Annotated in this window: 25 protein-coding genes; 15 read left to right on the top strand and 10 right to left on the bottom strand. The window is 68.9% G+C overall.

Features of this window, described 5'->3' with window-relative positions:
* Window positions 1-31: 31 nt before the first annotated feature.
* The 3 genes from ACFY1P_RS01075 (at window position 32) to ACFY1P_RS01065 (ending at window position 2,999) form a co-directional block, all read left to right on the top strand.
* Window positions 32-1,243: an acetyl-CoA C-acetyltransferase gene (locus tag ACFY1P_RS01075; RefSeq protein ID WP_361535355.1), complete on the top strand. Its 1,212-nt coding sequence runs from the start codon at window positions 32-34 to the stop codon at window positions 1,241-1,243.
* Between the two features lie 52 nt (window positions 1,244-1,295).
* On the top strand, window positions 1,296-2,252 hold the full coding sequence (gene meaB, locus ACFY1P_RS01070) for a methylmalonyl Co-A mutase-associated GTPase MeaB (RefSeq protein ID WP_361535352.1): 957 nt from the start codon (window positions 1,296-1,298) through the stop codon (window positions 2,250-2,252).
* Between the two features lie 252 nt (window positions 2,253-2,504).
* Entirely contained in the window at window positions 2,505-2,999 is a 495-nt protein-coding gene (locus ACFY1P_RS01065) for a peptidylprolyl isomerase (RefSeq protein ID WP_390749295.1), read from the top strand.
* 84 nt (window positions 3,000-3,083) lie between these two features.
* Here ACFY1P_RS01065 and ACFY1P_RS01060 read toward each other — a convergent pair whose 3' ends face one another.
* Complete coding sequence (locus ACFY1P_RS01060; RefSeq protein WP_390749294.1) at window positions 3,084-4,556, bottom strand: amino acid permease; 1,473 nt, start codon at window positions 4,554-4,556, stop codon at window positions 3,084-3,086.
* A gap of 556 nt (window positions 4,557-5,112) precedes the next feature.
* On the opposite strand from ACFY1P_RS01060, the gene ACFY1P_RS01055 reads away from it, so the two are divergent.
* Together ACFY1P_RS01055 and ACFY1P_RS01050 are read left to right on the top strand one after the other, a co-directional pair.
* Window positions 5,113-5,646 carry a GNAT family N-acetyltransferase gene (locus tag ACFY1P_RS01055; RefSeq protein WP_361530203.1) on the top strand — a complete coding sequence of 178 codons (534 nt, stop codon included), beginning with the start codon at window positions 5,113-5,115 and terminating at the stop codon, window positions 5,644-5,646.
* Window positions 5,647-5,762: 116 nt separating this feature from the next.
* Window positions 5,763-7,646: a transglycosylase domain-containing protein gene (locus ACFY1P_RS01050; RefSeq protein ID WP_390749293.1), complete on the top strand. Its 1,884-nt coding sequence runs from the start codon at window positions 5,763-5,765 to the stop codon at window positions 7,644-7,646.
* Window positions 7,647-7,880: 234 nt separating this feature from the next.
* Here ACFY1P_RS01050 and ACFY1P_RS01045 read toward each other — a convergent pair whose 3' ends face one another.
* Together ACFY1P_RS01045 and ACFY1P_RS01040 are read right to left on the bottom strand one after the other, a co-directional pair.
* A complete protein-coding gene (locus ACFY1P_RS01045) occupies window positions 7,881-8,234 on the bottom strand; it encodes a hypothetical protein (protein WP_390749292.1) in 354 nt (117 codons plus the stop codon).
* On the bottom strand, window positions 8,207-8,704 hold the full coding sequence (locus ACFY1P_RS01040) for an alpha/beta fold hydrolase (protein WP_390749291.1): 498 nt from the start codon (window positions 8,702-8,704) through the stop codon (window positions 8,207-8,209). The genes ACFY1P_RS01045 and ACFY1P_RS01040 overlap by 28 nt, the downstream gene beginning before the upstream one ends.
* A 90-nt stretch (window positions 8,705-8,794) precedes the next feature.
* Here ACFY1P_RS01040 and ACFY1P_RS01035 point away from each other — a divergent pair, with 90 nt between their 5' ends.
* From ACFY1P_RS01035 to ACFY1P_RS01000, 8 genes are all read left to right on the top strand, one after another.
* The gene (locus ACFY1P_RS01035; RefSeq protein ID WP_361530212.1) at window positions 8,795-9,691 is read left to right on the top strand and encodes a MerR family transcriptional regulator; all 897 of its coding nucleotides are present in this window, start codon (window positions 8,795-8,797) and stop codon (window positions 9,689-9,691) included.
* A gap of 106 nt (window positions 9,692-9,797) precedes the next feature.
* A complete protein-coding gene (locus ACFY1P_RS01030; RefSeq protein WP_390749551.1) occupies window positions 9,798-9,980 on the top strand; it encodes a hypothetical protein in 183 nt (60 codons plus the stop codon).
* Window positions 9,964-10,491 (top strand): DUF6879 family protein, encoded by a 528-nt coding sequence (locus ACFY1P_RS01025; protein WP_361530215.1) that lies wholly within the window; start codon window positions 9,964-9,966, stop codon window positions 10,489-10,491. The genes ACFY1P_RS01030 and ACFY1P_RS01025 overlap by 17 nt, the downstream gene beginning before the upstream one ends.
* A complete protein-coding gene (locus tag ACFY1P_RS01020; RefSeq protein WP_390749290.1) occupies window positions 10,488-11,318 on the top strand; it encodes a helix-turn-helix domain-containing protein in 831 nt (276 codons plus the stop codon). Before ACFY1P_RS01025 ends, ACFY1P_RS01020 begins: the two co-directional genes overlap by 4 nt.
* Before the next feature lie 98 nt (window positions 11,319-11,416).
* Window positions 11,417-11,641, top strand: coding sequence for a DUF397 domain-containing protein (locus ACFY1P_RS01015; RefSeq protein ID WP_390749289.1), 225 nt, complete (start codon window positions 11,417-11,419; stop codon window positions 11,639-11,641).
* Window positions 11,642-11,732: 91 nt separating this feature from the next.
* On the top strand, window positions 11,733-12,215 hold the full coding sequence (locus ACFY1P_RS01010; protein ID WP_390749288.1) for a hypothetical protein: 483 nt from the start codon (window positions 11,733-11,735) through the stop codon (window positions 12,213-12,215).
* Window positions 12,216-12,385: 170 nt separating this feature from the next.
* Window positions 12,386-12,688 carry a hypothetical protein gene (locus ACFY1P_RS01005; protein WP_390749287.1) on the top strand — a complete coding sequence of 101 codons (303 nt, stop codon included), beginning with the start codon at window positions 12,386-12,388 and terminating at the stop codon, window positions 12,686-12,688.
* 96 nt (window positions 12,689-12,784) lie between these two features.
* A complete protein-coding gene (locus tag ACFY1P_RS01000) occupies window positions 12,785-13,726 on the top strand; it encodes a pentapeptide repeat-containing protein (protein WP_390749286.1) in 942 nt (313 codons plus the stop codon).
* Here the strand turns inward: ACFY1P_RS01000 and ACFY1P_RS00995 are convergent.
* From ACFY1P_RS00995 to ACFY1P_RS00970, 6 genes are all read right to left on the bottom strand, one after another.
* Window positions 13,714-13,893 carry a DUF397 domain-containing protein gene (locus ACFY1P_RS00995; protein ID WP_361530230.1) on the bottom strand — a complete coding sequence of 60 codons (180 nt, stop codon included), beginning with the start codon at window positions 13,891-13,893 and terminating at the stop codon, window positions 13,714-13,716. The two genes, ACFY1P_RS01000 and ACFY1P_RS00995, sit on opposite strands and share 13 nt — an antisense overlap.
* Complete coding sequence (locus tag ACFY1P_RS00990) at window positions 13,890-14,648, bottom strand: helix-turn-helix domain-containing protein (RefSeq protein ID WP_390749285.1); 759 nt, start codon at window positions 14,646-14,648, stop codon at window positions 13,890-13,892. The genes ACFY1P_RS00995 and ACFY1P_RS00990 overlap by 4 nt, the downstream gene beginning before the upstream one ends.
* A gap of 202 nt (window positions 14,649-14,850) precedes the next feature.
* On the bottom strand, window positions 14,851-15,327 hold the full coding sequence (locus ACFY1P_RS00985) for a MarR family transcriptional regulator (RefSeq protein WP_361530262.1): 477 nt from the start codon (window positions 15,325-15,327) through the stop codon (window positions 14,851-14,853).
* 100 nt (window positions 15,328-15,427) lie between these two features.
* Entirely contained in the window at window positions 15,428-16,192 is a 765-nt protein-coding gene (locus ACFY1P_RS00980) for an AIM24 family protein (protein WP_390749284.1), read from the bottom strand.
* A complete protein-coding gene (locus tag ACFY1P_RS00975; RefSeq protein ID WP_390749283.1) occupies window positions 16,189-16,839 on the bottom strand; it encodes an AIM24 family protein in 651 nt (216 codons plus the stop codon). Before ACFY1P_RS00975 ends, ACFY1P_RS00980 begins: the two co-directional genes overlap by 4 nt.
* Entirely contained in the window at window positions 16,839-17,477 is a 639-nt protein-coding gene (locus tag ACFY1P_RS00970) for an AIM24 family protein (protein ID WP_361530242.1), read from the bottom strand. The genes ACFY1P_RS00975 and ACFY1P_RS00970 overlap by 1 nt, the downstream gene beginning before the upstream one ends.
* A 167-nt stretch (window positions 17,478-17,644) precedes the next feature.
* Between ACFY1P_RS00970 and ACFY1P_RS00965 the strand changes: the two genes are divergently transcribed.
* On the top strand, window positions 17,645-17,989 hold the full coding sequence (locus ACFY1P_RS00965) for a DUF3817 domain-containing protein (protein ID WP_390749282.1): 345 nt from the start codon (window positions 17,645-17,647) through the stop codon (window positions 17,987-17,989).
* Window positions 17,986-18,282: an MTH1187 family thiamine-binding protein gene (locus ACFY1P_RS00960; RefSeq protein WP_361530248.1), complete on the top strand. Its 297-nt coding sequence runs from the start codon at window positions 17,986-17,988 to the stop codon at window positions 18,280-18,282. Before ACFY1P_RS00965 ends, ACFY1P_RS00960 begins: the two co-directional genes overlap by 4 nt.
* A 59-nt stretch (window positions 18,283-18,341) precedes the next feature.
* Here the strand turns inward: ACFY1P_RS00960 and ACFY1P_RS00955 are convergent, their stop codons facing one another.
* Window positions 18,342-19,028: an HDIG domain-containing metalloprotein gene (locus ACFY1P_RS00955; protein ID WP_361530250.1), complete on the bottom strand. Its 687-nt coding sequence runs from the start codon at window positions 19,026-19,028 to the stop codon at window positions 18,342-18,344.
* Window positions 19,029-19,088 lie beyond the last annotated feature (60 nt).

Here is a 19,088-nt window from a genome sequence, read left to right as displayed (position 1 = left end):
TAACCCCACCGCCTCGAAGGGGCCGCGCCTCATGACTGGTACGAACGGTTCGACCGGCACCACATCCGTGATCGTCGCGGGCGCCCGTACGCCCATGGGCCGGCTGCTCGGCTCCCTGCGCTCCTTCTCGGCGGCCGAGCTCGGCGGCTTCGCCATCAAGGCCGCCCTCGACCGGGCCGGCATCGGCGGCGACCAGGTGCAGTACGTGATCATGGGACAGGTGCTCCAGGCCGGCGCGGGCCAGATCCCGGCCCGCCAGGCGGCCGTCAAGGGCGGCATCCCCATGAGCGTGCCCGCCCTCACCGTCAACAAGGTCTGCCTGTCCGGCCTCGACGCCATCGCGCTGGCCGACCAGCTCATCCGCGCCGGTGAGTTCGACATCGTGGTGGCCGGCGGCCAGGAGTCGATGACCAACGCCCCGCACCTGCTGCCCAAGTCGCGCGAGGGCTACAAGTACGGCTCCATCGAGATGCTCGACTCCATGCACCACGACGGCCTCTCGGACGCCTACGAGGGCATCGCCATGGGCGAGTCCACCGAGAAGCACAACACCCGCCTCGGCATCGGCCGCGCCGAGCAGGACGAGATCGGCGCCCGCTCCCACCAGCGCGCCGCCGCCGCCCAGAAGAACGGCCTCTTCGAGGCGGAGATCACCCCCGTGGAGATCCCGCAGCGCAAGGGCGACCCCGTCCTCTTCAGCAAGGACGAGGGCGTGCGCGCCGACACCACCGTCGAGGTCCTCGGCAAGCTCCGCCCCTCCTTCGCCAAGGACGGCACGATCACCCCCGGCACCTCCTCGCAGATCTCCGACGGCGCCGCCGCCGTGGTCGTGATGAGCAAGGCCAAGGCCGAGGAGCTGGGCCTGCACTGGATCGCCGAGATCGGCGCCCACGGCAATGTGGCCGGCCCCGACAACTCCCTGCACTCGCAGCCCTCCAACGCCATCCTGCACGCGCTGGGCAAGGAGGGGCTGACCGTCGACGACCTCGACCTGATCGAGATCAACGAGGCATTCGCCGCCGTTCTGGTGCAGTCGATCAAGGATCTGGGCGTTTCCCCCGAAAAGGTGAACGTCAACGGTGGGGCCATCGCGCTGGGCCACCCCATCGGCATGTCCGGCGCCCGCACAGTCCTCCACCTCGCCCTGGAGCTCAAGCGGCGCGGCGGCGGGGTCGGCGCGGCCGCGCTGTGCGGCGGCGGCGGTCAGGGCGACGCCCTGATCATCCGCGTCCCCGGCAACTGACGCCCACCGGCACACCCCGGCACCTTCGGAGCACCCTCGGAACGGAGCAGACATGGTGGACGTCCCCACGCTGGTCGAGCAGGCCCGGGAAGGGCGGCCGCGCGCCGTCGCCCGGCTGATCTCCCTGGTGGAGGGGGCGTCCCCGCAGCTGCGCGAGGTGATGGCGGCCCTGGCCCCCCTGACCGGCGGGGCCTATGTCGTCGGCCTCACCGGCTCGCCCGGCGTCGGCAAGTCGACCTCCACCTCGGCCCTGGTCAGCGCCTACCGCAAGGCCGGCAAGCGGGTCGGCGTGCTCGCCGTCGACCCCTCCTCGCCGTTCTCCGGCGGCGCCCTCCTCGGCGACCGCGTGCGGATGTCCGACCACGCCTCCGACCCCGGCGTCTACATCCGCTCCATGGCCACCCGGGGCCACCTCGGCGGCCTCGCCTGGGCCGCCCCCCAGGCCATCCGCGTCCTCGACGCGGCCGGCTGCGAGGTGATCCTCGTGGAGACCGTCGGCGTCGGGCAGTCCGAGGTCGAGATCGCCTCCCAGGCCGACACCAGCGTGGTGCTGCTCGCCCCCGGCATGGGCGACGGCATCCAGGCGGCCAAGGCCGGGATCCTGGAGATCGGCGACGTCTACGTCATCAACAAGGCGGACCGCGACGGCGCCGACGCCACCGCCCGCGAGCTCAACAACATGCTCGGGCTCGGCGAGGCCCGCGGCCCCGGCGACTGGCGCCCGCCCATCGTCAAGACCGTCGCCGCCCGCGCCCAAGGCACCGACGAGCTCGTCGAGGCCCTGGAGAAGCACCGCGCCTGGATGGAGGAGCGCGGCGTCCTCGCGGAGCGCCGCGCGTCTCGCGCGGCGCGTGAGGTGGAGACGATCGCTGTCACCGCGCTGCGGGAGCGGATCGGTGACCTGCATGGCGATCGGCGGCTCTCGGCTCTGGCGGAGCGCATCGTGAACGGTTCTCTTGACCCGTACGCGGCGGCGGACGAATTGGTCGCGGGCCTCACGCAGGGCTGACGCGGGCCCCGGCCACGAGCCGGGCGCGCCTGCGGCGGGCTTTCTTCCCCTACCCCGCCCCTTCCCGAAACCGGGGAGACCCCGGACCCCAACGCGGCTGCGCCGCGTGTTGCGGGGTCTGGGGCGGAGCCCCGGTTTCGGGAGGGGCGGGGTAGAGGAACAAGCCCGCCGCAGGCGCGAACACCGCCACCCGGACACACCCCCGCGCCACCACCCCGCCCCCCCCACACCGGCTATGACAGGATGGCTGCCATGTCTTCCAACGTCTTCTTCGATATCACCATTGACGGCGAGGCCGCCGGCCGTATCGTCTTCAAGCTGTACGACGACGTCGTCCCCAAGACGGCGACGAACTTCCGTGAGCTGGCCACCGGCCAGCACGGCTTCGGTTACGAGGGTTCGAGCTTCCACCGGGTCATCCCGGACTTCATGCTCCAGGGCGGCGACTTCACCGCCGGCAACGGCACCGGCGGCAAGAGCATCTACGGCGAGAAGTTCGCGGACGAGAACTTCCAGCTGAAGCACAACAAGCCGGGCCTGCTCTCCATGGCGAACGCCGGCAAGAACACCAACGGCTCGCAGTTCTTCATCACCACCGTCCTCACCCCGTGGCTCGACGGCAAGCACGTCGTCTTCGGCGAGGTCGTCGAGGGCATGGACCTGGTCAAGAAGATCGAGTCCCTGGGCAGCCACTCGGGCGCGACCAAGGCGAAGATCACCATCGCGAAGTCCGGGGTCGTGGCGTAACGACGCCGCACCTCGAAAACGCCGAAGGCCGGCTGCCACGGAATCCGTGGCAGCCGGCCTTCGGCTTGTGCGGGTGGCGGGCGCCTAGCCCTCCTGGAGCTCCTTCTCGCGCTGGACGCGGGCGACCCGGCCGCGGACGAGGAACCAGCCGCCGACCAGCGCCGCCGCGATCAGCGGCAGGCACAGGACCGTCGTACGGCTCGGGCCCGGGTCGGACGCCATGATGCCGAGGACACCGGCGAGGAAGAGCAGCGTGATGATCTGCGTGTACGGCGCCCACGGCAGGCGGTAGCCGGGGCGGGTGACCCGGCCGTCCTTGGAGCGGCGCCAGAACAGCAGGGAGCAGAGCATGATCATGCCCCAGGTGCCGATGATGCCGATCGCCGCGAAGTTCAGGACGATCTCGAACGCGTCCTTCGGGACGACGAAGTTGAGCGCGACGCCGAGCACACAGAAGAAGGCGGTCAGCAGGATGCCGCCGTAGGGCACCTGGCCCTTGTTCATGCGGCTGGTGAACTTCGGCGCGGAGCCGGACATCGCCATCGAGCGCAGGATGCGGCCGGTGGAGTAGAGGCCGGAGTTGAGGCTGGAGAGGGCCGCGGTGAGCACGACGAGGTTCATCACGCCGGCCGCGTACGGCACACCGATCTTGGACAGGACGGTGACGAAGGGGCTCTCGTCGCCGGTGAAGGCGTTGTACGGGAGCAGCAGCGCGAGCAGGATGACCGAGCCGACGTAGAAGATGCCGACGCGCCACATGATCGAGTTGATCGCCTTCGGCATGATCTTCTCGGGGTTCTTGGTCTCGCCCGCCGCGACACCGCACAGCTCGACCGAGGCGTAGGCGAAGACGACGCCCTGGATGACCATCAGCATCGGCATCACGCCGGAGGGGAAGACGCCGCCGTGGTCGAGGATGTTGCCCAGGCCCGGGGTGTGGCCGCCCACGTCGTGCTGGGAGGCCAGCAGGAAGACGCCGATGACCAGGAAGGCCATCAGTGCGGCGACCTTGATGATCGCGAACCAGAACTCCATCTCGCCGAAGTACTTCACCGAGATCAGGTTCACGGTGAGGACGACCGCGAGGGCTATCAGGGCGATCACCCACTGCGGGAGGCTGCTGAACATCCCCCAGTAGTGGGTGTACGTGGCGACCGCGGTGATGTCGGCGATGCCGGTGGTGGCCCAGTTGAGGAAGTAGAGCCAGCCGGCGGTGTACGCGCCCTTCTCGCCCATGAACTCGCGGGCGTAGCTGACGAACGCGCCGGAGGAGGGGCGGTAGAGGACGAGCTCACCGAGGGCCCGGACGACGAAGAAGGCGAAGACGCCGCACACCGCGTAGGCGATGAAGAGGGAGGGGCCGGCGCTGGAGAGGCGGCCGCCCGCGCCGAGGAAGAGGCCGGTGCCGATCGCTCCGCCGATGGCGATCATGTTGACGTGCCGGGACTTGAGGTCCTTGCTGTAGCCCGCGTCACCGGCGTCGACGTGCTGGGACGCCGGTGCCGTGACGGCCGTTTCGGGCTGGGTGTCGCCCGCGGTGAGCGTGCGGTCACTCATAGAGGTATCGCCTTCTTGGGGGGAGCGGGGCCGGGCCATGTCTCGGGTTTCCCGCGGTGCGGCCGCTGTGGGGGAGCGGGGCCGGGGTGCCGCCTCTACGGAGGCGGGGTTCCGGCCTGGCCGGTGTGTCGGTCGAGCAGGGCCTTGCGCTGAATGGTGTGAGGCGGGCGCTCCGGACGTCAAGAGTTTGTGAAGATTTGTTTTTTGGCCATACCCGAGGTAAGGGCTTGTGTGGGTCAGGGGTGGTCGGCTAGTGGACCGCTTACAGCCTTTACGGCTCTCCGGGTGGAATTCCCGAGGCTTCCGGCAGCCGGACGGCCTTGCCTCGTAAGGGAGTTGGCCGGCCCTCCGGATCGCGGTGACGGCCCCGGGAATCCCTGAAGGTGCGGATCATCGGCCGGAATGTGGAGAAGAACACTCAGCCGTGGCCGGAATGTGTTCCACGCCGCTCGGCGGCGGAAATGGAAAAACACTTCCGCCCCCTTTATGTGTATGGGGCAATACATCCGGTGCGGGCGATGCGCGGCCCGCGCCGGTGACCGGCGAAGATAGGGGCATGACCGAGATCCGCACCCCCCGCCTCATCCTGCGTCGCTGGCACGACGACGACCTCGCGCCCATGGCGGACATCAACGCCGACCCGCGGGTCATGCGGTGGGTCGACGACGGCTCGGTGCGCGGCCTGGACGAGACGGCCGAGGACATCGAGCGCTGGGAGGAGGAGTGGGACGACGAGGGCTTCGGGCTCTTCGCCGTCGAGCTCCTCGGCTCCGGCGAGCTGATCGGGTTCACGGGCCTTTCCGTGCCGGAATTCCTGCCGGACGCGGCGCACGAGGTGGCGATCAGCTGGCGGATCGGCTCGCAGTTCTGGGGCCAGGGATACGGCTCGGAGGCCGCGCAGGCGACGCTGGAGTTCGCGCTCCAGGACCGCAATCTCGACCGCGTCATCTGCGTCAGCCGCCTGGGCGACGAAGCCTCCGCGAATGTCGTCCGCAAGCTCGGCATGGAGCCGGAGCGCGAGACGACGCACCCGGAGTACGGCCACGCGCTGACCGTCCACGCCATCGACCTCACGGAATACCAGGGGTGACCCACGACCCCGCGCTTGCGGGGCTTGTCACACAACGCTCATATGCATCGGCCAACCGCGCACCCCGGCGCGGTCGTCTCTGACGATGACACCGATTTGCAGGAGCGTTTCGAACCTTGCGCACGAGACAACGGCACGCACGCGGAAAGCGGTTCATCGACTACCCCCGGCGCGGCAGGAGCGGAGTGCGCCGATGGCTGCCCTCCTGGCGGCAGTCGCTGAGCATGTTCGTGCTGTGCCTCGGCGCGCTGGCCGGGCTGTTCGCCTGGGTGTACGCGAGCGTGGACATCCCCGACGAGAACGCGGCCGCCGTCCAGGAGGCCAACACCTATTACTGGGCGGACGGCAGCCAGATGGTCAGCATCGGCAAGGTCAACCGCAATATCGTGCGGCTCTCCGACGTGCCCGAGTCCGTGCAGCACGCGGTGATAGCGGCGGAGAACGAGAGTTTCTACAGCGACCGCGGCGTCTCCCCCAAGGGCATCTTCCGGGCCCTCGTCAGCACGGTGCAGGGGCAGGAGACACAGGGTGGTTCCACCATCACCCAGCAGTACGTGAAGAACACGTATCTCTCCCAGGAGCAGACCGTCACCCGGAAGGCCAAGGAATTCATCATCTCGCTCAAGGTCGACCGGACCAAGAGCAAGCGGGAAGTGCTTCAGGGCTATCTGAACACCAGCTGGTTCGGCCGGGGCGCGTACGGCATCGACGCCGCCGCCCAGGCGTACTACGGCATTCCCGCGAAGAAGCTCGACCCCTCCCAAGGCGCCATGCTGGCCTCGCTGTTGAAGGGGGCCGAGCTGTACGACCCCTCGACCAGTTCCGGCAATCACCAGCGCGCCGAGGAGCGCTGGAAGTGGATTCTCGACCGGCAGGTCAAGGCGGGTCTGATGTCCAAGGAGGAGCGGGAGAAATACCGGACCTTCCCCGAGCCCCACAAGCAGTCCCTGGCCACCAGCCTCGGCGGACAGACCGGTTATCTCGTCGATGTCGCCAACAAATACATCAAGGCGCACTCGATGCTGACCGATCAGGATCTCGCCCACGGCGGCTACAAGATCCACACGACCTTCGACAAGACGCGGGTGCGGCAACTGACCACGTCCGTGCAGGGCGTGCTGGACGAGAACATCGACCCCAAGAAGCGCTCCGCCGACGAGGACGTGCAGGTGGGCGCCGCCTCCGTGCGCCCCTCCGACGGCGCCGTCCTCGCCCTCTACGGCGGCCCCGACGCGACCAAGCACTTCACCAACAACGCCGACACGTCGGGCGTGCCGGTCGGCTCCGCGTTCAAGCCGTTCGTCCTCGCCGCCGCCCTCCAGCACGGCACGGAGACGAAGAACGGCGAACGGCAGGACATCCAGCCCGACAGCTTCTACGGCGACGACGGGCAATTGCAGAACCCGTCGGAGAAGGCACAGCCCGACGATTCCCACCCCAGTCTCCGCCAGGCCCTTGTGAAGGGCGGCAACGCCACCTACGTACGGCTCGGCAAAGAGGTGGGAACCGACAAGGTGCGGGACACCGCGATCCGCTCGGGTCTGCTCAAGAGCAGCATGGCGCCGCTGGACGATTCCTTTTCCGTCGGCACGTCCACGCCCAGCACGATCCGCATGGCCGGCGCGTACGGCACCTTCGCCGACGAAGGCATGCAGAACGACCCCTATTCGGTGACCAAGCTCCTCAAGGACGGCCAGTCGGTCGGTGGTTTCGAGAGCCGGGCCAAGGCGCGGCGCGCGCTGCCGAAGGCCGTGGCGCAGGACGTCTCCGACGCGCTCGGCGGCGCGGGCCGCACGGGTGACCAGGACCGGCTGAAGTCGGCCTGGTACGTAGGATATTCGAAGGAGGTCTCCACCGCCGTGACCATGTTCCGGATGAAGCCCGAGGACGGGAAGCTGCTGCCGATGTCGGACGTGGGCGGCGACACGTCGCAGCGCGGCAACGGCTTCCCGGAGCGGATCTGGGCCGACTACACGGCCGCGACGCGGTCGGCGTCCTGACGGCCGGTGCCGACCGGTTGGCTCTCGCCGGGCTTCGCGAGGGGGTCGCGGCTGACGGCCGGGGCCTATCGGGTGGCCCACGTCCGCCGCCGCGACGCGGTCCGCGTCCTGACGGCCCCGGGCCGACCCGGTGGCCCTCGGCCGCTGCCGCGACGGGGTCGGCGTCCTGGCGGTCAGCGCCCACCGTGTGGCCCTCGCCGGGTATCGCGATGGGGGCCGTCTATCGGCCGGTGCTCACCGGTAGCCCTCGCCAGTCGTGGCGACCCGGTCCGCGCCCACCCGGCGGCCCTCGTCCGCCGCCGCGCGGCGCAGCACCTCGGCCAGCTCGTCCGGGCAGGAGAGCATCGGCCAGTGCCCGGTGGCGAGTTCGAAGAAACCCCACCGGTCCTCGCCGAGTTCCTGGAAGCGCGGGTCGCCCGACGCCACCAGAGCCTCCACCATGGCGATGCCCGGCCCGCCCGCCGTGCAGAAGACGCCCGTCATCGGCATCTCCGCCGTGCCGCCCGAGAGCCGCAGCGGCTGGGTGAACGTGCCCAGCGGCTGCGGCGCCGCCAGGCGGTTCAGCCGCCGGCGCGCCTCCTCGGACACCCCCGTGAGGTTCGCGCGTTCCGCTCCTCGTGCAACGCCGGCGGCAGCATCCGCCAGCCGTCCGCCGCCTCCGCCGCCCGGCGCAGCATCGCCTCGCGGGTCACCTCGTCCTGCATCTGCTCCCGCACCTGGCCGAGCATCGAGAAGCCGTCCTGCGGAAGAGGCGCGTCCACATAGACGATCCGCGAGACGCGCTCCGGGCGCCGGTCGGCGGCCGCCAGCACCGGATAGCTGCCGTAGCAGTGGGCGACCAGCACCACCTCGGGCGCGTCCACGTGGTCGATCAGCTGCGTCAGGTCCTCGGTGTGCGTCTCCAAATCGGTCTGCGGCCCGGCAAGGTGGCGCCGGTCGCCCATGCCCGTGAGCGTCGCCTCGTACGCCTCGGCACCCGCCTGCCGCAGCCGGCCGGCCACCTCCCGCCACAGCCAGCCGCCCATGTGCGTGCCCGGTACCAGCACGAACGCCGTCATGATTGCCTCCTCGTGATCAGCACGGCCACCCCCGTGGGCCGTGCGCGCTGAGCAGTACGGTAGGAACTCCCCCTGAGGGAGGTTCAAGCCTTGTCGACCGACGACATGTGGAGCATCGGAGAGCTCGCCGAGCACGCGGGAGTCACCGTCAAGACCGTGCGCTTCTACTCCGACCGCGGCCTGCTGCCCGAGGCCGGCCGCAGCGGCGGCGGCCACCGCCGCTACGGGCCCGAGGCGCTCGACCGGCTCCGCCTGATCCGCTCGCTGCGCACGCTCGACCTGCCGGTCCCCGACGTGGGCCGCGTCCTCGACCAGGAGGACGCGCTGGAGGACCTCGTCGCCGCGCAACTGCGCGAACTCGGCTCGCGAATGGCCGCCCTGCGCTGGCGGGAGGCCGCTCTCCAGCTGCTCCAGGACTGCACCCCCGAGGAACGCGCCGACCGGCTGCGCCTCATCGGCGCCGTGGGCACCCCGCCCAGCACGGCCGCGCTCGCCCGCTTCTGGCGGAGCTGGCTGCCGCCGCGGCTCCCGGCCCGCCTGACGACCGCGATCGTCGACCAGGCCGTCCCGCAACCGCCCGCCGACCCGACGCCCGAGCAAGTGCTGGCCTTCGCCCGCCTGCACGCGTTCGCCTCCGGCCCTTGCCCCGACACCGGCCGCCCGGTGGCCCGCCGCCCGGAACCGGACTACCGCCCCGACGTCCTCTACGACGGCCTGATCGAGGCGTACGCGCTGGCCGCCCCGGCCGTACGGTCCGCGCACCCGCCACGCGAGGGCGAGGCCCTCGACTGCTTCGTCTCGGCCCACGCGAGGGCGCGCGGCACGCACGACACCCCGGCCTTCCGCCGCGCCCTGGGCTCCCAACTCGCGTCGGAGCTGCGCATCGACGACTACTGGCGTCTCACGGCGGTGGTGACGGGCTCCCCGGACCCGACGCCGGGGGCGACGGACGCGTGGTTGTGTGCGGCGCTGAGCGGACGGGGCTGAGTCCCGCGGTGTGATCCGGTTTCCAGTAGCGGAAACCCGAACCTCTTGCCCTGCCTTGCGGGGACCACGAACATCGGGACACGGCACCGGTGACGAGGGGGCAACAGTGGCTGTGAAGCTGACGCGCTTGGTGGGCGAGTGCCCGGCCATCTACGCGACGGACCGGGGAACGCTCGCCGTCCAAGGGGGGCGGATCGCCGACCACGGTTTAGAAGTTCCCGCTCACGAAACCCTGGTGGAAATCCCGATCGAGCTCCTCCGGAAGGCCATCCGTGACGACCTCATCTAAGAGCTTGGGAGACTGGTTCGAAGACTTCGAACGGGAGGCCTTCCGGCTGGAAACCCTCGACGACTACAGCAAGTCGGGTGGTGTCGACGCCTATAGGGCCTTCCTGGCCGGTGAGGCTCAGCCGGAGGCGTACAAGGCGTCCGGCTGGCTCGCGACAGTCGGGAACGCCGTCCAGGCAGGAAAGCGCATCTATCGCGTACACGTCCTGTCCCGCCCGCTCACCGACTATCTGCGGTTCGAGCTGTCCTGGGGCTATCAGAGGAACGCGGCGGCCGGCGAAGAGTTCTTCATTCTCGACATCACGGCCCGGGAGAACCCGATCCCGGATGCTCCGGACTTCTGGCTCTTCGACGAGCGGGCCATCGGAGCCATGAGCTACGACGGCGACGGCGCTTACCTGGGCGTGGACTTCCTCGGCGGCGAGAGCCTGTCCGAGTTCTTGGGATACCGGGATACGGCGATGGCTCAGGCCGTCCCGTTCTCCGAATGGTGGGCGAAGTACGGCGAGTGAACAAATCCGGCCTCGGCTCCGCGCTGCGGGCACTGCGGGAATCCTCCGGGCTGGAGGCCAAAGCGGTCGCCCGTGGCGCTGCCATGTCCCGGTCCAAGCTGTCCAAGATCGAGAACGGCAACACCGCTCCGAGCGTGACTGACGTCGACTGCGTCCTGACCGCCATAGGCGTATCGGATGAGGTCAAGTCCGAGTACATGGCCGCGGCCAGGGAAGCGGCCACCGAGGCGACGGCATGGCGCCTCATCCGGCGACTGGGCTACAACCGGAAACAGCAGCAGGTGCAGGCACTCGAATCGCAGACAGGCCTGTTGCGACTGTTCCAGCCCTCGCTCGCGCCAGGACTGCTCCAAACCCCCGAATACATCCGGGCCGTCTTCGCCCGGAGGAACCTCACCGAAGTGCAGCTGGATCGCACTATCGGGGCGAGGCTGGCACGACAGAGCGCGCTCTATGCCGAAGACAAGGCGTTTCGCTTCGTCATCACGGAGCCCGTTCTCAGATGGCGCATCGTGTCGCCTCTGGTGATGGTGGGGCAACTGGACAGGCTGATCTCGGTCTCTCGCCTGCCCAACGTGGACATCCGCATTGTGGCTCTCTCCGCCAGACAGACCGACTTCCCCGGGCACTCGTTCTCGATCAAGGATGAGCGCACCGTGACCATCGAAACGGTCCACGCGGAAACGGTCGTGACCGACCCCCGGGACATTGCCCTGTACGTATCGAAGTTCGAGGGATTCGAGCGGATGGCAGTTGCCGACGACGCCATGCGGGCCCTGGTGGCAGGTATCCGGGACGGGTTTTTGCGCGAACAGGAAACCCGCTAGAACCTGCGGCTGCACGGGGGAACGATGCCACTGTTCCGCCTGTCCCGGGCGGGAGACGGTCGCCCGTGCGGCTGTCTGACGATCAGGAAGGCACCAGCATGTTGGACGGAACCGACCTGTACGCGCTCGACATCGACACCACCGCGTTCGCCAAGGCGTGCGGCGGACCGTGCACCGAGGGATGTGTGACCCTCGCGAGGATCAGCCCCGATGCGTGGGCGCTCGGAGACAGCAAGCGCCCCGAACGGGAGCCGTTGCGGTTCACCACGGCCGAGCTGGACGCGGCCGGTATCGATCCCGGGCGCTTCGGACTCCCGGTCTGACGGGTGCTCCATCCGGCGGCCGGTCGTGGGCTTCGCATCCGAAGGCCGAGACCGGCCGCCGTTCTCCGCTACCGCGTGGAACGGGGGGCAGTTGCACCACCATGGTTACCTCTGGGCCGGTCCGAAGCAGCGCTTCGACGACGAAGCGCTCCGGCGGCCTCCGCACCCAGACCCGCCCCCGGTGGCGGCGCCCGGTGACACGGCCGCACAGCGGATCGTCGACCGATATCGCGAGGTGGTCACGGGGTTCCCCGTGGCTGACCTGCCGCCGTTGGAGCCGGCGTACTGGCTCATGAAGCCGTCGGCCTTGATCCGGGGAACGTGGCGGGAGTCGAAGGAGGCGGCGGCCTGGCTCGGGGAACGACTGGCCGAATACGCGCCCCGCTTGGACTCCGCCGCACAGCGCGACGTGACTCGCATGGCCGCACTCGTCGAATCAGCGGCGGAACGGCTGTATCGGGGAGCGGACGTGTCCTTGGGCTTCTACCTCGAACGCCCCACGTTCCTGTCGCTGACCTTGGTCACATGCTCCCCGAACCGCGCCGCGCCTGATCTGGCCTGCCCGGCCGGGTAGCCAGGAATGACCAGGCCCGGCTTGCACGTGACCCGCGGTGGAAAAGTGGGGGCGACGGACGCGTGGTTGTGCGCGGCGCTAGGTGGAGGAACTGGTGAGTCAACCCTTGGCCAGCAAGAACTCCCCCAAGTTATGATCAAGTGATTCGACTCGGGGGAGGCGCTGACACCATGACAGGTCAGGACGGCACGACGGAGGTGCCCGGACCCAAGTCCGTCGAGGCCAACCTCTGGGGCTCGACGCTGTTCTTCTCCTTCCTGTGCCTGCTGTCACTGGGAGGCCGGGCCTCGTGGCTCTCCGATCGCATCGACGGCGCCGCCGTGATCCTCTACGTGCTCGGCTGGACGGGCCCCGTCCTCGCCCTCGCCCTGTGCGCCTGGCGCCGTCGCAAGCCGTGGAACGGAGCGCTGGTGCCGGTGGCGGTCCATGTGGCGTTGGGCTTGCTGTACGGGTTCTTCATCGGGTGGGAGTGAGCGGCGCTCGCACAGCCTCGAACTCCCGCCCAATGATGGGCAATCAATGGGCGCCCGCACTTCCCCCGCCGCCCGGCCGCTGTCTCACTCGCCTGTATGAACCTGCTGACAGGCATCGGCGGTGCGCTGGCGGCCGTCGCGCTGCTGGGGCTCCTGCTCGGTCCGGCGGCGCGCTGGATGGCCCGGGGGCTTCCCGCCGACACCTCTCCCAAGGAACGCCACGACGCAGTCACGGCGAATCGTGATCTCCTCCTCAAGTGCCTGACCGGCCTGGTCGCCCTGGGGGCGCTGGCATACACCGCGCAGACCTTCCTCGTCTCGCAGCAGCAGGCGGCGACGGCCCTGCAAGGGCAGGTGACCGACCGGTACACCAAGGCCGTCGAGGAACTCGACGCGGACGGCCCAGGCAAGGAGGACACCCGGATCGGTGCCGTCTACGCGCTGGAGCGGCTGATGGGCGATTCGCCGCGCGACCACGCCACGGTCGTGGACGTCCTGACCTCCTTCGTCCGCCACCACGGCCAGAACGCGCCCACTCCCGGCGCCTCCCCGCCGGACAAGGTGCTGGGGTACGGAGACGTCCAGGCCGCTCTCACGGTCCTCGGCCGCCGCGACCGGCACGGCGAGACGCACCAGCTCGACCTGCGCAAGGTCGCCATCGCCTACCTGGACCTGAAGCACGCCGACCTCTACCGCGCCGACTTCTTCCACAGCGATCTCCACGGGACCCACCTGGACGCCGCCGGTCTCCGCACCGCGTCCCTGGTGGCCACTGACCTCAAGGACGCCCACCTGCGCGGTACGGACCTGCGGGGCGCCCACCTCAACGGCGCCGACCTGACCGGCGCGGACCTCACGGACGCGGACCTGCGCGGCACGGACTTCACGGCCACGCGCTCACCTGGCTCGGCCCCGCAGCTGGCGGCGAAGGGGCTGACCTGCGACCAGCTGCGGTCGGCACGTGTGGACGGGGCGACGCGGCTGCCTTCGGGGTTGTCCTGCGGGCGAGTGTCGGGGCAGCGAGTTCAGCGGCAGTAGGTGATGAAGTCCGCCCAGGCGTGGGCGGGTACGGCGAGTTGGGGGCCGTTCGGGTGTTTTGAGTCGCGTATTCGAATGGTGTCCGGCTGAGCCGCGACCTCGACGCATTCGGCGCCTTCGTCGTCGCTGTGGCTGGACTTGAACCATGCTGGCTGGGTGGTTGTCATTCCTGGATCAACTTTCTTAGGTAGGCCGCCGACTCGTCGACGTTGAGGGCTTGCGAGCGGAACATGCCGTAACGCTGCAAGAAGCTGCTGACATCGCCCCGTTCCGTGAGCAGGTTGCTCGTCCCCTGGCATTCGGTGTATGCGTGGTGCTCATGCTCGGAGCTCTCCAGCAAGACCAGCGATCCGTTCAGTGCGCCGTGATAGCACCGGTCGGCGGGAAGAACCTGGATGAAGACGTTGGGCAACTCGCCGACGTCCAGCAGGTGTTGTAGCTGTCGGGTCATCGCTTCGCGCCCGCCGACCATTGTGCGCAATGCGGCCTCGTAGATCACGAAGGTGAAGAGCGTGGTCGGCTTTTGTGCCAGCATCTCCTGGCGCCGCATTCGAGTCGCCAGGCGCTCTTCGAACGTCGTCTGGTCCACGGGTGGACACTGGCCGCCCATGAGGATCCGCGCGTATTCCTCGGTCTGGAGCCGACCCGGGATCAGGATCGTCTGGTAGTTGTGGACGGCGATCGCGTTGGATTCCGCGTCCAGAAACGCGTGCGCCCGGGCGGGAGCCTGGTCCGGCTGCAAGTACACATACGCAGCCCTCAACTTCCCCTGCGCGCCGCACAGATCGTCCGCGATCTCAAGCACGCGAAGCGTGGGCCGTCGCCGCCCCTGTTCCATCGATTTGATCGTCTCGGCGCCGTACCCCGCCTCCGCCGCCAGCTCCTCGCGGCTGACGCCCGCCTCCGTGCGCCACAGCTTCATCTGGTTCCCGCAGTACCGCCATGCCGTCGGCGGATTCGAGAGTTCACCCGTCATCGGTACCCTGCCCGTCCCTAGTCCTCTGGGTACCAACGGACGTTAGAGCGCGCAAGCTCCGAACACGTCGGGTTCGAATCGATTTCTCCCGCACGAGTGAAGCAACGGGGTGCGCACCCAAAGGCAACGCACCCCGTTCGTCCGTCTGTTAAGCGCGGCCGCGTGTCGCGCGCAAGTGCTGGGCCACCGGTGCCAGCGAGCCGTACAGCGCCTTGAGGTCCGTCTCGCCGAGCAGGTCGATGAAGTGCTCGCGCACGGACGCGACATGGTGCGGCGCCACCCGTCGCATCGTTTCCCAGCCCTGCTCCGTGAGCACGGCGTAGAGGCCGCGGCGGTCGGACTCGCAGTTCTCGCGGCGGACGAGGCCCGCGTTCTCCATCCGGGTGATCTGGTGGGAGAGCCTGCTCTTCGACTGGAGGGTGGCGGTGGCGAGGTCGCTCATCCGCATCCGGTGGTCCTCGGACTCCGAGAGGTTCACGAGGATCTCGTAGTCGTTGTTGGTGAGGCCGAAAGGCTGGAGATCCCTTTCCAGCTGATGCATCAGCAGCCGGCTGACGTCCAGATGGGCGCGCCAGGCGCGCTGTTCCTCTTCGCTGAGCCAGCGGGTGCCGTTCTCGGTGTCCATAGACATAGAGGAATTCTACCTAAGAAAGTTGAATACTGAACCAGTGTGGGAGTGCGGGCGCGAGGTCAAGCGTTCGACGTCACACTCCGCAGGGTACCGCTCACAGCCCGAAGCGGCGCTGGAGGTCCCCCAGCTGACCTGGCATGCGCGGCATAGATGGCTGATTATGCGGGCTTGCGTGCGGGACGCCCTCCTGCTCAGGGGTCTCGCCGGTCGGAATTTCAGCCATCAACTGTTCCGTGGACTGGAGCAGCACCGTACCGGCGCCGACGAACTCGAATTGGTGCTCCTCTCCTGATGTGCCGCCGAGCCCCGTCCAGGCGCGTACGCCGCCGAGGACGCCCTTGAGGTACTGGTGGTCGTAGTGGTGGCAGGGCGAGGGGCAGTCGGCCCAGCCGACGAGGGCCTGCGGGTCCACGCGGATCGGGGGTTCGGCGAAGACGACGGGGCCGTTGGAGGCGGCCACGAATTTGCCGGTGCCGATCAGCGTGAGGAATCCCGGGATGATCGACTGCTTGAGGGAGAGGGAGGGCTGGAAGGCGAGCAGATTGCCCGAGCGGACCGTGAGGTTGCCGTCTTCGAGGTCGTAGGAATTGACGTCGAAGGAGCGGTCCGCGAGCAGCATCCGGCCCCGGCCCTCGGCGACGACCCAGTCGGCGGCGTGCAGGGGGCTGTGGAAGCTGGAGCGGATGAGCGCGTCCAGGTAACCGTGGCCGATGCCGTGGAATTCGATGCGCCCGTAATAGGCGATCATCTTCCCCTTCTGGAGGAACCACTGGCCGTCGAGGTCCACGCTGAAGGCGTACGGATTGACGTTGTCGTCGACCGGGAGCGTATGCGCGTCGTAGATGACCGGCTCGTTCACAGCTTTTCCTCCGACGCCTGTACATAGACCGTGCCCTGACCCGAGAGTTCGAGCTGGAAGGCTTCCCCGGACCCGCGCCCGATCATTTCCCGCCAGCCGATGGCGGTGGACAGCTTGTTGCGTACGTCGCCGCGGTGGGCGACGTACGCCTGCGGGTCGACGTGGACGGGACGGCCCGGGACGATGGGCAACTCGATGAAGCCGCCGTGGGCCATGACCGCGACGTCCCCCTTGCCCTTGAGCGTCGTGGTGAACAGCCCCTGCCCGGTGACCTGGCCGCGGACCATGCCCATGACGCCGCCCTGCGAGCCCATGAACATCGTGCCCTGCTGGAGGGAGCCGTCGAAGGCGAGGAGGCGGTCGGCCTCCACATAGAGGGTCTCGCCGCCCAGCTCGATGACGTGGACGTGGTGGCCGCCGTGGCCGAACATCACCGTGCCGCTGCCCTCGACGGTCATCAGGGGCGTCGCCTCGTTGGCGACGCGGCGGCCGATCATGCTCATGATGCCGCCCTGGCCGCCGGTGATGCTGGGCGTGAAGGAGACGTCGCCCTTGTAGGCGAGCATCGCGCCGCGCTGGCTGAACATCCGCCGGCCGGGGACCACCTGGGCCTCGACCATGCGCGAGTTGAGGAGGCGGAAGGGCATCAGAGGTCACCGCCGATCGTGTTGCGCTCGCTGGGCTGGACGTACACCAGGCCGTCGCCCTCGAAGCGGATCTGGAACGCCTCGCCCGAGCCCTCGCCCATGAAGGTCCGGAAGTTCACGCCCGACTGGAAGTGCTGCTTGAGCCGGCCGGTGTGCGCGATGTACGCGCCGGGGTCGACCTGGAGCGGCATGTCCGGCGCCACCCGCAGCACGATCGCCGAGCCGTCGGACATGATCGCCGCCTGGCCCGTGCCCTCCACGGTCGTCGTGAAGAGGCCGTTGCCCTGCGAGGCGCCGCGCAGGCCGGTGAACGTGGTGCCGGTGCGCAGGCCGCCGTCCGTGCAGAGCAGATTGCTGGACTCCACATAGAGCGTCTCGCCGTGCAGCGTCACGAGATTGATCTCGCTCGCGCGGTCGGCGAAATAGCAGGTGCCGCGGCCCTTCACCTCCATCACTTCCATCTGTTCACCGGTGAGCCTGCGCGTGACCATGCCACGCAGACCGTCACCGCCACCGGTCATCTTCTTGAACGACATCTCGCCCTCGTACGCGACCATCGCGCCGTTCTTGGCCTTGACCGATTCCCCGGAGAGATCGACCGCGAGAACTTTGCTCCCTTGGAGCCGAAACTGAGCCACGCCCTGACGCTAGCGTCAGCTCCGGCCGCTCCGACAGGGCCCTGTGACCCTGAACGGACCCGGATCCATTGATCGACAACGCGGCTGCGAGAATGGCCCCGACGCTTGTGAATGCCATCACAAGCTGTAGTCGTCCCGATACGTCCCGAACCCGAAGGTTGCCCCCCGTGGACATCAAGACCGCCACCGCCCTGCGCCGGCTCCGCCTGGTCTCCGCCCCGGAGGCCATTTCCTTCATCGTGCTGCTCGTCTGCTCCGTCCTGAAGCGGACCACGAGCTTCAACGCCGTGCCGGTGATGGGCGTCGTGCACGCGATCCTCTTCCTCCTCTACGTGGTCTTCTGGCTCGACGCCTGGAACAAGACCAAGTGGAGCGTCGAGACCGCCGCCCTCTACTTCGTCCTCTCCGTCCTCCCCACCGGCGGCTTCTTCGCCGAGCGGATGCTGCGCCGCGAGGCCGAGGCGAGCGTCATCGCCGCCCGCGCGCGCAAGGAGGGTACGGTCAGCGCATGATCGTTGCCTTTTCCGTCTCCCCGGTCGGTGCGGGTGAAGACGTCGGTGAGTATGTGGCGGACGCGGTCCGCGTCGTCCGCGAGTCCGGCCTGCCCAACCGCACGGACGCGATGTTCACGTCCGTCGAGGGCGAGTGGGACGAGGTCATGGACGTGATCAAGCGCGCGGTCGCGGCGGTCGAGGCGCGCTGCGGCCGGGTGTCGCTGGTGCTGAAGGCGGACATCCGCGCGGGGGTCACGGACGGCTTGACGTCGAAGGTCGAGACGGTGGAGAGGTATCTGTCGGAGGGGTGACCTGAATCTTCCGGCACGGTCCGGTTCGAAGCACGTGCTTCGAACCGGACCGTTCGTCGTCACTCGGGCTCAAGGCCGAGCCGTCGGCGCACGACTTCATGCGGAACGCCGACCACCGCACCGGCGCGCTGCCGCTCGCGGTACCGCGCGAGCGCGAGGGCGTCCTCGTCACGGGCCTCGACGGCCGCGAGATCGGGCTCGCCGAACCGGGCGCGCAGCGCCTGGAACGCCGCGACCTTGTCCTCCCCGAACCTCCGCACGTGCGAGGCGCAGGCGTCGGCGGAGAGGAACCTCGGCGGCGTGGACTTGGTGTGGAACTTGTCCGCGTACATCACCAGCGCTTCCTCGCCGCTCTCGGCCAGATAGTCGGCCACGGGCACGGGCAGCCCCTGCCCCTGGATGTCCTGCCGGGTGAGCCCGACCCCCGTATGACACGAACAGAACCGGCACAGACGCTCCGGGAACCCCTCCCGGCGGAGGATCTCGTGGCCGAGCACCCCGTGGCGGATGTAGCTGCCGTGATCGAGCTGCCCGGCGTCGTCGTAGAGCCGGTAGACGCCGATGTCGTGCAGCAGCGCCCCCGCCCGCACCAACTCGGCGTCGAGCCCGTGCCCGGCGCGGTCCAGGAGCTGCTCGGCGACGCGGCAGACGATCTCGCAGTGCGCGTACACGAGGTCGAGAGCTTCCTGGCTGGGAGCGTACTTCTCGTGCAGCGCGCGTATTTCCTGAGTCGTCGGAAGGGTCATCGGGGCAGCGTACGCCGCCACGTATCGACGACAGCAATCGTCGGTCGGCGTATGCCCCAC

The organism is Streptomyces sp. NPDC001407 (genome assembly GCF_042895325.1).
Classification (GTDB): domain Bacteria; phylum Actinomycetota; class Actinomycetes; order Streptomycetales; family Streptomycetaceae; genus Streptomyces.
The sequence above is the reverse complement of the archived record's forward strand: the minus strand, read 5'-3'. Positions and strand labels throughout refer to the sequence as shown.

Excerpts from the sequence above, each read along its gene's own strand:
- ACFY1P_RS00985 (WP_361530262.1), bottom strand. The coding sequence starts at position 15,327 with ATGGACACCGAGAACGGCACCCGCTGGCTCAGCGAAGAGGAACAGCGC.
- meaB (WP_361535352.1), top strand. The coding sequence starts at position 1,296 with ATGGTGGACGTCCCCACGCTGGTCGAGCAGGCCCGGGAAGGGCGGCCG.
- ACFY1P_RS00995 (WP_361530230.1), bottom strand. The coding sequence starts at position 13,893 with ATGACAACCACCCAGCCAGCATGGTTCAAGTCCAGCCACAGCGACGAC.
- ACFY1P_RS00960 (WP_361530248.1), top strand. The coding sequence starts at position 17,986 with ATGATCGTTGCCTTTTCCGTCTCCCCGGTCGGTGCGGGTGAAGACGTC.
- ACFY1P_RS00975 (WP_390749283.1), bottom strand. The coding sequence starts at position 16,839 with ATGCCCTTCCGCCTCCTCAACTCGCGCATGGTCGAGGCCCAGGTGGTC.
- ACFY1P_RS01055 (WP_361530203.1), top strand. The coding sequence starts at position 5,113 with ATGACCGAGATCCGCACCCCCCGCCTCATCCTGCGTCGCTGGCACGAC.
- ACFY1P_RS00955 (WP_361530250.1), bottom strand. The coding sequence starts at position 19,028 with ATGACCCTTCCGACGACTCAGGAAATACGCGCGCTGCACGAGAAGTAC.
- ACFY1P_RS01005 (WP_390749287.1), top strand. The coding sequence starts at position 12,386 with ATGACAGGTCAGGACGGCACGACGGAGGTGCCCGGACCCAAGTCCGTC.
- ACFY1P_RS01040 (WP_390749291.1), bottom strand. The coding sequence starts at position 8,704 with ATGACGGCGTTCGTGCTGGTACCGGGCACGCACATGGGCGGCTGGCTG.
- ACFY1P_RS01000 (WP_390749286.1), top strand. The coding sequence starts at position 12,785 with ATGAACCTGCTGACAGGCATCGGCGGTGCGCTGGCGGCCGTCGCGCTG.
- ACFY1P_RS00990 (WP_390749285.1), bottom strand. The coding sequence starts at position 14,648 with ATGAAGCTGTGGCGCACGGAGGCGGGCGTCAGCCGCGAGGAGCTGGCG.
- ACFY1P_RS01075 (WP_361535355.1), top strand. The coding sequence starts at position 32 with ATGACTGGTACGAACGGTTCGACCGGCACCACATCCGTGATCGTCGCG.
- ACFY1P_RS01015 (WP_390749289.1), top strand. The coding sequence starts at position 11,417 with ATGTTGGACGGAACCGACCTGTACGCGCTCGACATCGACACCACCGCG.
- ACFY1P_RS01060 (WP_390749294.1), bottom strand. The coding sequence starts at position 4,556 with ATGAGTGACCGCACGCTCACCGCGGGCGACACCCAGCCCGAAACGGCC.
- ACFY1P_RS01065 (WP_390749295.1), top strand. The coding sequence starts at position 2,505 with ATGTCTTCCAACGTCTTCTTCGATATCACCATTGACGGCGAGGCCGCC.